Source organism: Neobacillus sp. DZ-9, from assembly GCF_059587065.1.
Map to the genome: position 1 here is coordinate 79,653 of NZ_JCAIOL010000006.1, position 15,666 is coordinate 95,318.

A 15,666-nucleotide genomic window follows, 5' to 3' on the forward strand; every position below is an offset into this window, starting at 1 on the left:
GAGGTTTTGATGAGTAAATTTTCTGTTAATCTTTCAACCATTTTTACGGAAGACCCTTTTTTGAGGCGTTTTAAAAAAGCCCGAAATCATGAATTTTCTTATGTTGAATGTCAATTTCCTTATGCACTATCAATTGAAGAAATCCAGAGGGAGCTTAACCAAAATCAATTATCGATGGTGTTATTGAATTTGCCGCCTGGGCAATGGGAAAAGGGAGATCGGGGCTTAGCAACGGATGCTAGCAGGGTCAAAGAATTTAGGAGTTCAGTAAATAAGGGAATAAAGTATGCAGCAGCATTAAATGTTACTAGGATCCACTGCATGGCTGGCATTGTTGCTGAAAGTGATAAAGAAACAGCAAGGGACGTGTATATCCATAACCTTCAATATGCTGGAAAGGAAATGGCCAAGCATGGTTTGACGGTATTGATCGAACCAATTAACCCATTTGATATGCCCGGATATTTTTTGAACGATATTTATCAGGCAAAAGAAATTTTAGAGGCAGTGGCTTTGTCAAATGTAAAACTTCAATTTGATTTTTACCATATAGAAAGAATTCATGGGAACGCACTATCAATTTATAAACAATTTGCTGATTTGATTGGCCATGTTCAAATAGCTGACGTTCCGGGTCGGCATCAGCCGGGCACAGGGGATATGGATTATCGAAAGATTTTTCAATTTTTAAATAATGCATATGACGGTTACGCCGGCCTGGAATATACACCAAGTGGAAAAAGCGACGAAAGCTTCGAATGGCAATCATGGATTGGATTGGGAGGAAAATAAGATGATGATTGGATTTGTTGGAACTGGCGTGATGGGTTCAAGGATGGTGAAAAAGCTGCTTGCCAATGGATACCAAGTAGCTGTTTATAATCGTACCAAGGAAAAGGTAAAATTACTGGAGGAACATGGAGCTTTCATTGCAGAATCCATTTCCTCACTAGCTCATTCTAGTGATATCATTTGTACTTGTTTATCTATGCCTGAAGATGTAGTAGAGGTTTATCTAGGAATTTCCGGTCTCCTTGAAAAGGCACGACCTGGAACCATTTGTATCGATTTTACGACAGTTGGAGCAGAGACCAGCAAAATAATCTTTGGACAGGCAAGTGAAAAAGAAATCGCTTATCTCGATTCTCCGGTTAGCGGCGGACCTGAAGGGGTGGAAAATGGAACATTAACCATTATGGTCGGAGGCGAGAAGCAGGCATTTGAAAAAATTCATCCAATAGTGAACGTTCTGGGAGAGACGATCGAGTATCTTGGTCCGTCCGGTTCAGGGAGCATTGCAAAACTTCTCAATCAATATCTTGTTGCTGTCCATTCGCTGGCGGCATCGGAAGCAATGGTAACAGGAGCAGCATTTGGCCTCGATTCGGAACAGCTGTATAAAATTTTGAAGGTCAGCTATGGGGATAGCCGGATTTTACGAAGGCATATGGAACAATATGTGTTCGACCGCCAATTTCAACCTGGCGGGGCCGTAAAATATGTCCATAAAGATGTCCGTTTGGCAAACCAATTATTACAAGAGACAGGAATGAACCAATTCACTGGTCAACTGGCAGAGAAGGCATTTGGCCATGCGATCGACGAAGGTCTTCAGGAATTAGATATGTCGGCTGTGATCCAGCCGTTAGAAGAGAAATGCGGGGTAATCGTAAAGAAAACGAGTTTACTTTAGTTAGAGATGATAGAATTTTAAAAACAAATAATAAATTCAGAAAATTAATTGAATTTTACCTTTTCAAGTGTTTAAATATAGGTAAGTGGTTTTACTTATCAGATATGTGATATCTGAAAGAATGGGGGGAGATTCGTGCAGGTAAAAAAAATCCCGGTCCTGAAGGTGTCTGATTCCGTTGCAGAACAAATTGAGGAAATGATCCATTCTGAAACGTTTCAAGCCGGTGAAAAGCTTCCTTCTGTCAGGGAACTATGCGAGTTATTTGGTGTTGGCCGATCTGCTGTCCGCGATGCCATTACGACATTAAAAGGCAAAGGGATGGTAGATGTAAAGCGGGGAAAGGGAACCTTTATTCTCGAATTTGATTCAACCAGACTCTTTAACAGTCATCTGCTGCTGACCAGTCCCAAGGATATCAAAGAGCTTTTTCAGGTTCGGAAAATCCTGGAGCCTGGAATTGCGGAAATGGCAGCCGTTCATCGTTCTGATGAAGATCTAAATCTAATGAAAGAGATTTTTTCCAATCAAACTATTAAAGGGTGGGAATCGGATTATCTTTTACATAAGACAATTGCGGAAGCAGCAGGCAATAAAATTATCAAACAGTTCCTGCAATTTATCTCCACAACGATGAAAAATGCCATGATCGATTTTCACCACTATATTGAGAAAAATCCAGTAACTGCCAAGATGATTGAAAAACAACATTTAGAAATCTATGAATCCATTAAGCTAGGGAAACCTCAGCAGGCGAAACAAAAGATGATGGTGCACTTGGATTTTGTTGAAAAAGAGCTTTTGAACAGTCATGTTATCCAGCAAACAGCTGGCCGATAAAGGAAAAAAGTAATTTTTTTGCAGATAATTCGAAACGCTGTTGTGCATTACGAAACATCGGAGGTGTTGGTATTGATAACTGCAGATCTTTTTGCAGAGTTAAACGCTATTTTATCAGCAGAGCGAATCAGCGAAGGGGAGAATAATCATCCCCTTGGAAATAGCGGACAGGTAAAGGTCTTTCCTCAAACTGAGGAAGAGATCTCTGCTATTCTTCAATACGCGAATGAACATGGTAAAAAGGTATGTGTTGAAGGGGGCGGAACCAAAAGAGGGTTCGGCGGTTTGACCGAAACAGCCGATATTTTACTTTCGCTAACGAACTATACAGGCATTGTGGAACATGTGGTAGGCGACATGACGTTAACCGTTAAGGCTGGAACCAAATTTAAAGAATTACAGGAGTATTTGGCTCAGTATACTCAAAAAATTTCACTCGACCCCTACTGCCCGGCATCAGCAACCATCGGAGGAATTGTCGCATCGAATGACAGCGGTCCCAAACGGCTTGGGTATGGCTCTTCAAGAGACGTTGTCATCGGGTTAAGAATCGTATACCCAGATGGAAAAGTGATACGGTCCGGCGGAAGGGTCGTAAAAAACGTAGCCGGCTATGATATGAACAAATTATTTATCGGCTCGATGGGTACGTTGGGCGTCATATCAGAGGTAACAGTAAAACTGCGTCCGCTGCCTAAATATGAGTGTCTTAATTTACTAACATTCCCACAAGGAAACATGGACGAAATCCGGTCGTTTGCCACAAAGCTCCTTGATTCGACGATGGAGCCTGTAACTCTGGAACTGCTTAGTCCAACGCTATCAGAAAAATTGTTAGGACGCAGCTGTAATACAGTAGCGATCGGACTCGAGGATGTTGAAACATCTGTTCGGTATCAAGAAAACTTTATCCATAGCATTCAGCCAGCCCATACAGAATTGAAAATTCTTTCCGGCCAGGATGTCCAAACTTTTTGGAATCAATTTTATTCCCTTAATCCAATTTCCCCTACAGACAGCAGCACTTCAACTCAGACTTCCTTGAAAATTGGTGTAATCAACATGGACGTAACCAACATCATAAAAGAAAGCCATCTCCTTAGTGATACACACAATATACAGGTCGAAGCCAATGGAGGATTAGGCCACGGTTTATGCCAGGTAAACCTGAAAGGCGCAAAGGAAGATATCATATCCGCTATTCAGCAAATAAGGGAGTCCGTTACAAAACTTGGGGGATACACCGTTGTGAAGCATCTGCCTTTTTCATTAAGACAAGAAATAGACACTTGGGGGAAAAAGCCTTCCCATTTCTTCCTATTAGAAGGGATCAAATCCAAGGTTGACCCGAATAGAGTTCTTAATCCTAAACGATTTGTGGGAGGGATTTAATGATGAGTATCAAAGAAGCCGATTTAAAGAATGATCCGGCTTGTTCGACCGGTTTAAGCAATTATTTTGCGAAAGATCATCCGGATGAAAGTAAATGGGCGGACTGTGTTCATTGCGGTATGTGTTTAGAATCGTGCCCGACCTATGAGATTACCGGTATGGAGCAGCATTCCCCCCGCGGACGCGTCCATTTGATTAAATCGGTGGCGGAAGGCAAACTCACTGTTAATGAAAAGTTCATGGATCCTGTATTCGCTTGTCTGGATTGCCGTGCCTGTACCACAGCCTGTCCGGCGGATGTTGAAGTCGGCGGCCTGATCGAGGAAGCCCGGGGGCAAATACGCCAGGCCATCCCATTAACAGGCCTGAAAGGTGCTGTAAGCAAGGTGGTTCTCCAAGGATTATTCCCGCATCATAACCGGTTGAATAGACTCGGGAGCCTGCTAAAATTTTATCAAAAAAGCGGCATACAAAAGGTAGTCCGGAAAACAAAGCTGATCAATATCATGCCGCAGCATCTTGTCGATATGGAAGCGATCATGCCAGAAGTGAAAGAGCCGGTCCGAAAAAAATATAAAGATGTTAACGTCATTAAGGCAATGGGAGAAACCAAGCGTGAGGTATCTTTATTAACCGGCTGTGTAATGGATGTCATGTTTAGTGATATTAATGAATCAACGATTAATGTCTTAACCCGAAACGGCAATGACGTAACAATTCCGAAGAACCAAACCTGCTGCGGGGCGCTCCATGTCCATGCAGGTGACCGTGAAACCGGAAGAAAGCTGGCCAAACAAAATATTGAAGCGTTTATGGATTCCGATAAGATAATTGTTAACGCTGCCGGCTGTGGCTGTGCCCTCAAGGAATATCCGGAATTGTTCCGTGAAGAACCTGAGTGGCATGAAAAAGCAGAAGCGTTTGCCGCCAAGGTGGAGGACATTTCAAAACATCTTTATGATACAGGCTATTGCCTTCCAAAAGCGGAATTAAAAACTCGGATTACGTATCATGATGCCTGCCATCTGGCACATGGACAAGGAATCCGTCAGGAACCGCGCGATCTTTTGCTCAATATTCCAGGGGTGGAAATGGTCCATATGCCAAATTCGGACCGCTGCTGCGGAAGTGCAGGAATTTACAATATTATGAATCCGGAAATGGCATCTGCTGTGCTTGATAGCAAAATGCAAAATGTCCCTGAAGATGTCGAAATGATTTCGATGGGCAACCCTGGGTGTATGCTTCAGATGGCAATGGGGGTACAAAAAAACGGTAGAAACCAAAAAATTGTGCATACCGTACAGCTGCTCGATTGGGCTTACCAAAAAGAAGACGGCAAGGGGGAATGGTGATGGCGGTCAAGGGAATCAAATCAAACGATCGACATATTTTAAATCTTGCAAACATCGTAGGCGATGCCCGATCGATCATTTACCATAAGGAAGATCTTATCGCCTATGATTGCGATGGCTTTACCTTACACAAGCATTTGCCAAAAGCAGTTGTTTTTCCGAAAAACACTGAGGAAGTGGCAGCCCTTGTTAAATATTGCGCCGAGAATCAGCTTCCATTTCTTGCCCGAGGAGCTGGAACTGGTCTAAGCGGCGGGGCCATCCCTTTAAATGGTGAGGTCATTATTAGTCTAGTACTCATGAAAAAGCTTCTTAGTGTGGACTATGAAAATCGACGTGCTGTGGTACAGCCAGGCTTCGTCAATTTGAAACTGACGAATTCCATTTCTGATAAAGGCTATTATTATGCTCCCGACCCTTCAAGTCAGTATTGCTGTACAATAGGTGGAAATGTCGCGGAAAATGCCGGAGGTGCTCACTGTCTTAAATATGGAGTGACAACCAATCATATCCTTGGGCTTGAGGTGGTTTTGCCAAATGGTGACATTGTTGAAATCGGAGCAAACGGCATCCCAGATGAACCCGGTTATGATTTGCTGGGTCTGTTAACAGGTTCTGAGGGGACACTGGGTATTGTAACGAAAATAACAGTCCGGATATTGAAAAACCCGGAAGCAAAGAAAACGGTGCTGGCCTATTTTGATAAGGTGGAAGACGGCAGTCAGGCAGTTTCCGATATTATTTCGGCCGGGATTGTGCCGGCTGCACTCGAAATGATGGACAAAACAGCGATCGAAGGGGTGGAAGCGGCCTCATTTCCAGTAGGACACCCTATCGATATTGAAGCCGTGCTCCTAATTGAAGTGGATGGAATTGCAACAGGATTGGATGAGCAAATCAATCAGATTCTGGACGTTTGCCAAAAAAGAAACGTGCGAGAGGTCAGAGCCGCAAAGGATGAGGCAGAACGCGGTAGATGGTGGGCGAACCGGAAAACAGGATTCGGTGCCATGGGTGCAATTTCTCCTGATTACTTAGTACAGGACGGGGTCATTCCTCGGAGCAGACTGCCTGAAGTTTTGAGCCGCATTAATAAAATTAGCGAAGAATCCGGTCTACGGATTGCGAATATTTTCCATGCGGGAGACGGGAACCTTCATCCGTTAGTTCTTTTTGATGCCAGGATTCCTGGACAAAGTGAAAGGGCTTTAGAAGCTGGCAGTGCCTGTCTTCAGGTGTGTGCTGATGTAGGCGGCACCATCACTGGAGAGCATGGGGTCGGTATTGAGAAAAGAGAGGAAATGCGCTTCGTCTTCACCGATGAGGAAATTATCGCACAAACCGATATTCGCGCGGTCTTCAATCCTGATAATCTATTAAATGCAGGAAAACTATTCCCAAGCCCAGGAAGATGTGTGGAGATCAAGAGGGAAATGAAAGAAAGAAGTTCATGAGGACAGGCACGTTGTGAAACCATTGGGTTTTGTCCGCATGAAGGGCTTATGAGGACAAAACCGCATAGAAATCAGCGGAAAATGTCCACATGAAGGGTTCATGAGGACAAATACTACACAGAAACCAGCGAAAGCTGTCCGCATGAAGGGTTCATGAGGACAAATACTACAATGAAACCAGCTGAAGCTGTCCGCATGGAAGGTTCATGAGGACAAAACCATAGAGAAACCAGCAGACTATGTCCACATGAAGGGCTCAAGTTTCGATCATCATCCCTAACCAAAAAATAATATCTATATTTTCTTAAAATTATTGAAATAAATTGGATAATCATGCTATTATTTTTTTATGAAATAGCGTTTCGTAATAACAAACAAGTCCAAGCATTTTTAACGAGATTACTGTTTTAATAGAAATCAAAGGAGGAACGTACGATGACAAACTATGTAAACAAAGGAAAACTTCAGGTAGCTCAGGAACTCTATGAATTTATCAATTCGGAAGCCCTTCCGGGAACTGGTGTGAATGTTGACCAATTTTGGTCCGGTTTTGAAGCGTTGATCAGTGAATTAACACCGAAAAATAAAGAGCTGCTCGCTACTCGTGATGAAATTCAAAACAAACTGAATACATGGTACCGCGAAAACAATGAGAATTTTGACTTCGAGGCCTATCAATCCTTTTTAGCGGAAATTGGTTATCTTGAACCGGAAGTGGAAGATTTCGAGATTGCTACTACTAATGTCGATGACGAAATCACCGTTCAAGCTGGCCCTCAGTTAGTCGTCCCAGTTAATAATGCCCGCTACGCTATTAATGCGGCCAATGCCCGTTGGGGAAGCCTGTATGATGCCCTGTACGGAACAGATGCCATCAGTGAAGAGGACGGCGCCACTCGTGCAGGCGGTTACAATCCTGTCCGTGGTGCAAAAGTAATTGAGTTTGCCAGAATTTTTCTTGATCAATCAGCTTCATTAAAAGGTGCTTCCCATAAGGACGCTGTTTCTTACACAGTAACAGATGGCGCCCTAAAAGTGACTCTAAATAATGGTGCCATTACAGGCCTATTGGAAGAATCTAAGTTTCTCGGCTATCAAGGGACTCAGGAAGCTCCAACCGCGATCTTGTTGAAAAATAACGGACTTCATTTTGAAATCCAAATCGATCGGAGCCATCCGATTGGCAGAAACGATAAGGCGGGCGTCAAGGATGTGCTCGTTGAATCCGCGATTACGACCATTATGGACTGCGAAGATTCTGTCGCTGCAGTAGATGCTGAGGACAAAGTGCTGGTCTATCGAAACTGGTTAGGGCTAATGAACGGTACCCTCTCCGCTACTTTTGAAAAGGGCAATAAAACGATGACTCGTACGCTTAATCCGGATCGCCGCTACCAATCTCCTGATGGCGGGGAAATCACATTAAATGGCCGTTCCTTGCTTTTCGTCCGCAACGTAGGGCACTTAATGACCAATAGCGCGATTCTCGATCAAAACGGCGAGGAAATTCAAGAAGGAATTTTGGATGCTGTCCTTACAAGCCTTATCGCTAAACATACGCTTTTAGGTAATGGTCCATTCCAAAACACTGAGAAGGGTTCAGTTTATATCGTAAAACCAAAAATGCATGGCTCAGAAGAGGTTGCCTTTGCGAATCAGTTATTTGACCACGTGGAAGATCTGCTTGGACTTGAGCGTAATACCCTTAAAATCGGAGTAATGGATGAAGAACGGAGAACAAGTTTGAACTTAAAGGCATGCATTAAGCAAGTAAAAGACCGGATTGTATTTATTAATACCGGATTCCTTGACAGAACAGGCGATGAAATTCACTCTTCGATGGAAGCGGGTCCAATGATTCGCAAAAATGATATGAAATCATCTAAATGGCTGCAGAGCTATGAACAATCCAATGTAATTGTCGGCCTTTCAACGGGTTTTAAAGGAGTAGCGCAAATCGGCAAAGGCATGTGGGCAATGCCGGATTTAATGGCGGAAATGCTAAAGCAAAAAATCGGCCACGTAAAAACCGGAGCCAATACAGCTTGGGTGCCATCTCCAACGGCTGCGACCCTGCACGCGTTACATTACCATGAAGTCGATGTTAGAGAAGTACAAAACCAAATGCTTAATCAGACTGCTGACTTCCGAGAAGATATCCTGCAATTCCCAGTTGAGAAAAGCCCTTCCTGGACAGCTGAGGAAATCCAGTCAGAACTAAACAACAACTGTCAAACTCTTTTAGGATATGTTGTCCGCTGGGTAGACCAGGGTGTTGGCTGCTCGAAAGTATTAGATATCAATAACGTGGGATTAATGGAAGACCGCGCAACATTACGGATTTCCAGCCAGCATTTAGCAAACTGGCTTCACCACGGCATTTGCAACAAAGAGCAGGTTCTTGAAACATTGGAGCGCATGGCTAAAGTGGTAGATGAACAAAATGCCGGAGATTCATTGTATCGAAATATGGCTCCGAACTATGATGATTCCGTAGCATTCCAGGCTGCCTGTGAATTGATTTTCGAAGGCTATGACCAGCCAAATGGCTACACCGAGCCAATTCTTCACCGCAGACGAATTGAAGCGAAGGCAAAGTTTGCAGTGAAACAATAATAAAGAAATCCAAGGCATTCTATTGTTTAGAATGCCTTGGGATTTTCACACAGAGTTACTTAAAAAAGAGGGGAGAATGACAATGAAGTTTACTAGATTTACTCAAGGTTCAACCGTGTATTCCGGCGTTCTGGTAGAAAACTCTATCCAGGAAATTAAAGGAGATATTTTTGGAGATTGGGAGTATACAGGAAACATATTCTCATTGGCTGATGTGACACTGCTTGCACCTCTACAGCCTAACCAAATCATTGGAATTGGAGCAAACTATGTTTCGAAAATTGAAGACCGTCCATCGGAGCTTCCGGAAATTCCGGTTTTCTTCTTTAAACCAACCTCATCTGTTATTGGTCCTGAAGAAGAAATCGTCATTCCGGCAGGAATCGAACAAGTTAAGTTTGAATCCGAGTTGGCGATCGTGATTGGGAAAGAAGCTAAAAATGTTTCTGAATCTGAAGTATTAGATTATGTATTCGGATACACCATTGGAAACGATGTAACTGCACCACAATTTTTCCATCAGGATGGTCATTGGACCATCGGAAAATCCTTTGATACCTTCACGCCGCTGGGCCCAGTTATTGAGACAGAATTGGATCCATTTGCAGTGAAGGTCGAAGCTAAACTGAATGGTGTGGAGAAGCAAAATAGTGCAACAGAGCTCATGATAATTCCAATACGAAGAATGGTATCGTATTTGACAAAAGTGATGACACTTAAGCCGGGCGATGTTATCCTAACGGGAAGTCCTGTTGGTGCTGAGTTTGTCGGTGCCGGGGATATCATCGAATGTGAGATTAAAGAAATCGGTACACTACGCAATTCCTTTGTATTGGCAAAAGAGCACGCTAAATCTTAATCTTGCCAGCCAATGACCGGTGAAAAATTTGTGCTATAATGTTAGCTATTATGGACAGCAATTTCGAGGTGAGCAATTGTGGAGAGAGAGAATATGGTCAAATCTGTAAGCCGGGCATTGGATATCATTACTTTGGTTAGCTTAAAAAAAGGCGGCCTCGGTGTTACAGAGATTGCCAACCAAATAGATATTAATAAAAGCTCCGTTTACCGGATTCTGTCAACACTAGTCCAGTATGGTTATGTTGAGCAAGATGAAGATACCGGCCGCTATAAGCTTGGTTATAAATTCTTAGAAGTAAGTTCAAAGCTGCTAGAATCCATTGATTTAAGGTCTGAGGCAAAGCCTTTTCTGCAGGAATTGGAAAGCGAAACCAATGAAGTGATCCATCTTGTCGTTTATGATCAAGGGGAAGTAGTTTATATCGAAAAATTAGAAGGTAATGAGACACTTAGGATGCATTCCAAAGTAGGAAAAAGGGCTCCAATGCATTGTACTTCAGTTGGCAAAGCAATCCTTGCTTATCTTCCTTCGCAAGTTGTACTGGATATCCTTGAGCGTAAAGGCATGCCGGTGCACACAAATAAAACCATTACGAATAAAGAGGAGTTTATCCGAGAATTGGCAGATGTGAAGCGGAATGGCTATGCACTGGACTTAGAAGAAAATGAATATGGCATCACGTGCATTGCTGCACCTATCTTTGACCACTTAGGGAAAGCTATTGCAGCCGTCAGTATCTCGGGGCCGACGATGCGAATGACAGAGGAGAGGCTAAAAAAGCTCCAAGCTCGAATGATTCACATTGGTAAACAGATTTCAGCGCGGCTTGGTTTTGAAAGCAGAATTATGTAAGAAAATAAAACATTTGGCCAAAAAAACAGTATATTGGTCAAATGTTTTTTTATTTCCCAATAGATAGAATCTTCTAAAAATTATTGAAATTAAGGTAAAAAGTTGTATAATGAAGAAGGATTAAACGCTGTTATTTTCCAAACGATATTATGGTTCTATAACAATGTTTCTTCCTATGCAACAAATCAAAAACACTGTTTCGCAATAAGAAACAAAGGGGGTGTTCAGTTTCAAATTGAAAATGTATTGATAGAGTAGCCGCTTCTCGGGTCACTTACATATGTATCAGTCATCATAGATCCTATTCATCTTTTCCATCAGAACAATGAATCTGATGAGGGAACAAATTATTTTATATGATGGGGGATAAACTATGACCTTTACACAAAATTTTACAGCGGTAGGAGATAGTCTCACGCTGTCTGCTTTGGTAGCACTTATACCAATCTTATATTTTTTCTGGGCTTTAGCCGTTAAACGTATGAAGGGCTATGTGGCCGGATTAACAACACTTCTGATTGCCTTAATTTTAGCAGTGGCTGCATTTAAGATGCCTGCGGGGATGGCTGTCATGTCTGCCACACAGGGTGCAGTATATGGAATCTTGCCAATCGGCTGGATTATCATTACATCGGTTTTCCTCTATAAATTAACTGTTAAGACAGGCCAATTCGATATTATCCGCAATTCGGTCGTCTCACTTACGGAGGACAGACGTCTCCAAGCTCTTTTGGTAGCGTTTTCATTCGGAGCTTTCCTTGAAGGAGCCGCTGGCTTTGGCGCACCTGTTGCCATTTCGGCTGCACTTCTTGTCGGTCTTGGGTTTAATCCTCTATACGCTGCCGGCCTTTGTTTAATTGCCAATACAGCACCAGTTGCCTTTGGTGCAATCGGTACTCCAATCATTGCGGTTGAAGGGCCTACAGGAATTTCTGCGATCGAAATTTCCAAAATGGTGGGGCGGCAATTGCCATTCTTATCCTTATTTGTTCCGTTTTATTTAGTTGTCATTATGGCTGGCTTTAGAAAAGCAATGGAAATTTTACCGGCCATTTTAATCACTGGGATTACTTTTGCAGTGACCCAATACTTGACCTCCAACTTCCTTGGACCAGAACTTCCCGATATTTTATCCGCATTGGTTTCCTTATTTGCCTTAGCCATTTTCTTGAAATTTTGGAAGCCGAAAACGATTTTCCGCTTTAAAGCCGAACAGGAAATGGCTTCTGCTGTTACCGCCCGCTCGCTTCAAAATAAGCAACTAAAATATTCAGGAGGCCAAATTTTTAAAGCCTGGTCACCGTTTCTAGTATTAACTGCCTTTATTACGATTTGGGGAATTCCAACAGTCAAATTGGCTTTGACTGGTCATTATGAAGGAACGAACGCAATTTTGAAAGCGGTTAATTTGATTGGTCATGCTTTAACATTTGTTCCTGAAGTTCCCTTTTTAAATAATAAAGTCATTAATTCTGCTGGTGCTCCTGTCCCAGCCATTTATAAGCTTGAAATTCTGGGTGCTGCTGGTACTTCGGTGCTTATTGCTGCCTTTGTCACGAAGTTTATTGTTAAAATTTCATGGAAGGAATGGGTGGCAACTTTTGGGGAAACGTTAAATGAACTAAAGTACCCAATCATTACAATTGCAGCAGTAGTAGGGTTTGCCTATGTGACAAACGCTTCTGGGATGAGTACGACTCTGGGAATGACGCTCGCTAAAACAGGTTCCTTATTCGCCTTTTTCTCTCCAATCCTTGGATGGTTAGGGGTGTTTATTACTGGATCTGATACTTCATCGAACCTTTTGTTCGGTGCGATGCAAAAGGTTACCGCGCTGAACCTTGGGATGGACCCGGTATTGGCTGTCGCGGCGAACTCATCAGGGGGAGTAACCGGAAAAATGATTTCTCCACAATCCATTGCTGTAGCGTGTGCAGCCGTAGGTCTCGCAGGGAAAGAAGCCGACTTGTTTCGATTCACCGTTAAGCATAGTATCGTGCTGGTTGTGATCGTCTGTATCATGACATTCCTGCAAAATAGTAGTTTGTTAGGGTGGATGGTTCCTTAAAATCTCTTTTAAAAAAGCAAAAAAGCCTGAATTAGGCTCTTTTGCTTTTTACGACCTATTTCTCTTAACCAGAATCACATAAGATAGTACCGCTCCACATCCGGCGCAAACAATAACAATACCCATCGGAATGGCTGTCTGACCTCCGCCGATTCCAACTAATGGAGCGGCAATTCCGCCAAAGGCAAATGAAGTAACACCCAGTAATGCAGAAGCACTTCCGGCATTTTTCCCTTGTGATTGCATGGCAAGGGAAAACCCTGCTGTATTCACCATACCCACACTAGATACAACGAAAAATAAAGGAATCAAAACGAAGATTAACTTTACCTGTAAAAATAAAAGAAGCAGCAGAATGATACCAGCTATTGAGGACATTCCCAAGCCAAATTTGAACAGTTTCGATTCATGGACTTTCCCTGCCAATCTCCCAGCCGTTTGGCTATTGATCATGATTCCGACTGCGTTGATGGCAAAGATCAGGCTAAACATTTGCGGGGAGGCTCCATAAATATCCTGAATGACAAATGGTGAACCCGAAATATAAGCAAACATACTGGCAAAGACCAATCCTTGAGCTAAAGCATATCCCATAAAGCTCCGATCCATTATCAGTTTTAAAAAAGGATAAAAGGTATTCTTAATGCCTCCAGCCGAACGCTTTTCTTCAGGCAGCGTTTCTGGTATACCGAAAAGAATGACAAAGAACATTACGAGTCCAATGATACTTAAAACAATGAATACACCTTGCCAAGGAAATACTTTAAGCAGCTGTGCACCTATAACCGGAGCGAGGATTGGGGCAAGCCCGTTCACCAATGCGAGCAGTGAAAAAAACTTGGTTAATTCGCTTCCAGAATATAAATCTCTTACAATCGCCCTCGAGATCACAATTCCTGCTGATCCAGCAAAGCCCTGGATGAGCCGCAATATAATCAACCCCCAAATGGAGCTGCTAAATACACATAAAAGAGAAACGATAAAGTAAATCATTAAGCCAACCAAAAGTGGTTTACGGCGTCCAGTAACATCACTGATCGGTCCAGTCAACAGCTGCCCTGATGCTAAGCCGATCACGAAAAACGACAGGCTAAGTTGAACTGACGAGGCGTTTGTATGGAAATCTTTTGCGATATTTGGCAGGGCCGGTAAATACATATCAATGGATAAAGGGCCAAACGCGGCAAGTGAACCCAGTACAATCGCCATCCATATCCGTTGGGAACGGGAAAGCACTGCCTGATTATTCGCAGGCTTTTGTAATATATCCCTCATAAAGTTAGTCATTCCTTCCATTTATGTAAATTCAATCTAGTTACCTAAGATTTAACCATTCTATGTTAACAGATTAATCCAGATTAAGGAATTCAAATGATTTTTAAAAAAAACAACTAATTTAAGATACTATTAAAAAAATTGACATTTTAAGTCAAGGATTGGTACTGTTTTTATCAGATAATTCTTAATATTTTAAAAAGAAAAATTCAATCAATGGAGGAGGGAATAATAAATGACACTGATAAATTCTGTCACTGGACAAGTTGATTCATCTGAATTAGGAGTGACCTTGGTTCACGAACATATGCGTGTTCGTTCTGAATCTGTATATGTCCAGTTTCCACATTTGTATGATGAAGACAAAGAGTTTGCTAAAGCAGTGGAGCAAGTAAACAAAGTCAAAGAACTTGGCGTTAAAACCATCTGTGATCCCACTGTGATGGAACTTGGCCGGGACATCCGCTTTATTGAAAGGGTGGCTCGCGAAACAAGTATTCAAATCATTGCTGCAACCGGAATCTACTCCTATCACTATATCCCGCCGCACTTTCAGAATCGTAATATTGATTATATGGCGGATCTATTTGTCCGCGATATTGAAGTCGGAATTCAAAATACATCCATAAAGGCAGGCTTTTTAAAATGTGCGACGGATGCACAAGGGATTACTCCGGATGTTGAAAAGGTTATTCGTGCTGCCGCACGTGCTCATAAACGGACGGGAGTTCCGATTATGACCCATTCCCACCCTAAAAGCGGGACCGGCCTAAAGCAACTTGAAATTTTTCTAGAAGAGGGAGTTGATCCAAAACGGCTCCTTATAGGTCATACTGGGGATACCGATAACATGGACTACATACTGAAGGTTCTCGATTATGGTGCATTTATTGGTATGGACCGTTATGGCTTAACTAGAGAGTGTACAATCGAGGACCGGAACACGACCGTTATCGAATTAGCCAAACAAGGCTATGCAGATCGCATGTTCTTATCCCAAGATTATTGTTGTACCCTTGATTGGTATCCAGAAGGAAACTCTGAGAAAATGAACCCTAAATGGACGATGAGCTTTGTTCTCGAAGAGGTTATCCCGGAATTAAGAAGTAATGGTTTAACCGGGGAACAAATTAACGATATGATGATTGATAATGCTCGACGTTGGTTTGAAGGTTATTAGAAATTTATCAATATAAAGTATAGGCTGCCCATTTTTCTCGTAGGGCAGCCTTTATTATTAACCGGATTATTTATTAGTT

12 protein-coding genes are annotated in these 15,666 nt (G+C 42.4%); 11 read left to right on the top strand and 1 reads right to left on the bottom strand.

What is annotated here, in order from left to right:
• Positions 1-9 precede the first annotated feature (9 nt).
• From AC59HZ_RS17905 to AC59HZ_RS17950, 10 genes are all read left to right on the top strand, one after another.
• Positions 10-792 carry a TIM barrel protein gene (locus AC59HZ_RS17905; protein ID WP_496547157.1) on the top strand — a complete coding sequence of 261 codons (783 nt, stop codon included), beginning with the start codon at positions 10-12 and terminating at the stop codon, positions 790-792.
• Complete coding sequence (locus AC59HZ_RS17910; RefSeq protein ID WP_496547158.1) at positions 701-1,693, top strand: NAD(P)-dependent oxidoreductase; 993 nt, start codon at positions 701-703, stop codon at positions 1,691-1,693. The genes AC59HZ_RS17905 and AC59HZ_RS17910 overlap by 92 nt, the downstream gene beginning before the upstream one ends.
• A gap of 135 nt (positions 1,694-1,828) precedes the next feature.
• Positions 1,829-2,533, top strand: coding sequence for a FadR/GntR family transcriptional regulator (locus AC59HZ_RS17915; RefSeq protein ID WP_496547159.1), 705 nt, complete (start codon positions 1,829-1,831; stop codon positions 2,531-2,533).
• Between the two features lie 72 nt (positions 2,534-2,605).
• Positions 2,606-3,925, top strand: coding sequence for an FAD-binding oxidoreductase (locus AC59HZ_RS17920; RefSeq protein ID WP_496547160.1), 1,320 nt, complete (start codon positions 2,606-2,608; stop codon positions 3,923-3,925).
• A 2-nt stretch (positions 3,926-3,927) separates the two neighbouring features.
• Positions 3,928-5,280 carry a (Fe-S)-binding protein gene (locus AC59HZ_RS17925; RefSeq protein ID WP_496547433.1) on the top strand — a complete coding sequence of 451 codons (1,353 nt, stop codon included), beginning with the start codon at positions 3,928-3,930 and terminating at the stop codon, positions 5,278-5,280.
• Positions 5,280-6,734: an FAD-linked oxidase C-terminal domain-containing protein gene (locus AC59HZ_RS17930; protein ID WP_496547161.1), complete on the top strand. Its 1,455-nt coding sequence runs from the start codon at positions 5,280-5,282 to the stop codon at positions 6,732-6,734. Before AC59HZ_RS17925 ends, AC59HZ_RS17930 begins: the two co-directional genes overlap by 1 nt.
• Before the next feature lie 435 nt (positions 6,735-7,169).
• Positions 7,170-9,350, top strand: a complete 2,181-nt coding sequence (locus AC59HZ_RS17935; protein ID WP_496547162.1) for a malate synthase G — start codon at positions 7,170-7,172, stop codon at positions 9,348-9,350.
• 82 nt (positions 9,351-9,432) lie between these two features.
• Positions 9,433-10,209 (top strand): fumarylacetoacetate hydrolase family protein, encoded by a 777-nt coding sequence (locus AC59HZ_RS17940; protein ID WP_496547163.1) that lies wholly within the window; start codon positions 9,433-9,435, stop codon positions 10,207-10,209.
• A gap of 78 nt (positions 10,210-10,287) precedes the next feature.
• Positions 10,288-11,064, top strand: coding sequence for an IclR family transcriptional regulator (locus AC59HZ_RS17945; RefSeq protein WP_496547164.1), 777 nt, complete (start codon positions 10,288-10,290; stop codon positions 11,062-11,064).
• Between the two features lie 373 nt (positions 11,065-11,437).
• Positions 11,438-13,132 (top strand): L-lactate permease, encoded by a 1,695-nt coding sequence (locus AC59HZ_RS17950; protein ID WP_496547165.1) that lies wholly within the window; start codon positions 11,438-11,440, stop codon positions 13,130-13,132.
• Between the two features lie 48 nt (positions 13,133-13,180).
• On the opposite strand, the gene AC59HZ_RS17955 is transcribed toward AC59HZ_RS17950, so the two are convergent.
• Positions 13,181-14,407: a multidrug effflux MFS transporter gene (locus AC59HZ_RS17955; protein ID WP_496547166.1), complete on the bottom strand. Its 1,227-nt coding sequence runs from the start codon at positions 14,405-14,407 to the stop codon at positions 13,181-13,183.
• A 235-nt stretch (positions 14,408-14,642) separates the two neighbouring features.
• On the opposite strand from AC59HZ_RS17955, the gene AC59HZ_RS17960 reads away from it, so the two are divergent.
• On the top strand, positions 14,643-15,587 hold the full coding sequence (locus AC59HZ_RS17960; protein WP_496547167.1) for a phosphotriesterase family protein: 945 nt from the start codon (positions 14,643-14,645) through the stop codon (positions 15,585-15,587).
• The last annotated feature ends 79 nt before the right edge of the window (positions 15,588-15,666 follow it).

Bases quoted from the DNA above. Each gene is read 5' to 3' on its own strand.
- AC59HZ_RS17955 (WP_496547166.1), bottom strand. From the start codon at position 14,407: ATGAGGGATATATTACAAAAGCCTGCGAATAATCAGGCAGTGCTTTCC.
- AC59HZ_RS17940 (WP_496547163.1), top strand. From the start codon at position 9,433: ATGAAGTTTACTAGATTTACTCAAGGTTCAACCGTGTATTCCGGCGTT.
- AC59HZ_RS17935 (WP_496547162.1), top strand. From the start codon at position 7,170: ATGACAAACTATGTAAACAAAGGAAAACTTCAGGTAGCTCAGGAACTC.
- AC59HZ_RS17950 (WP_496547165.1), top strand. From the start codon at position 11,438: ATGACCTTTACACAAAATTTTACAGCGGTAGGAGATAGTCTCACGCTG.
- AC59HZ_RS17960 (WP_496547167.1), top strand. From the start codon at position 14,643: ATGACACTGATAAATTCTGTCACTGGACAAGTTGATTCATCTGAATTA.
- AC59HZ_RS17930 (WP_496547161.1), top strand. From the start codon at position 5,280: ATGGCGGTCAAGGGAATCAAATCAAACGATCGACATATTTTAAATCTT.
- AC59HZ_RS17905 (WP_496547157.1), top strand. From the start codon at position 10: ATGAGTAAATTTTCTGTTAATCTTTCAACCATTTTTACGGAAGACCCT.
- AC59HZ_RS17910 (WP_496547158.1), top strand. From the start codon at position 701: ATGACGGTTACGCCGGCCTGGAATATACACCAAGTGGAAAAAGCGACG.
- AC59HZ_RS17925 (WP_496547433.1), top strand. From the start codon at position 3,928: ATGAGTATCAAAGAAGCCGATTTAAAGAATGATCCGGCTTGTTCGACC.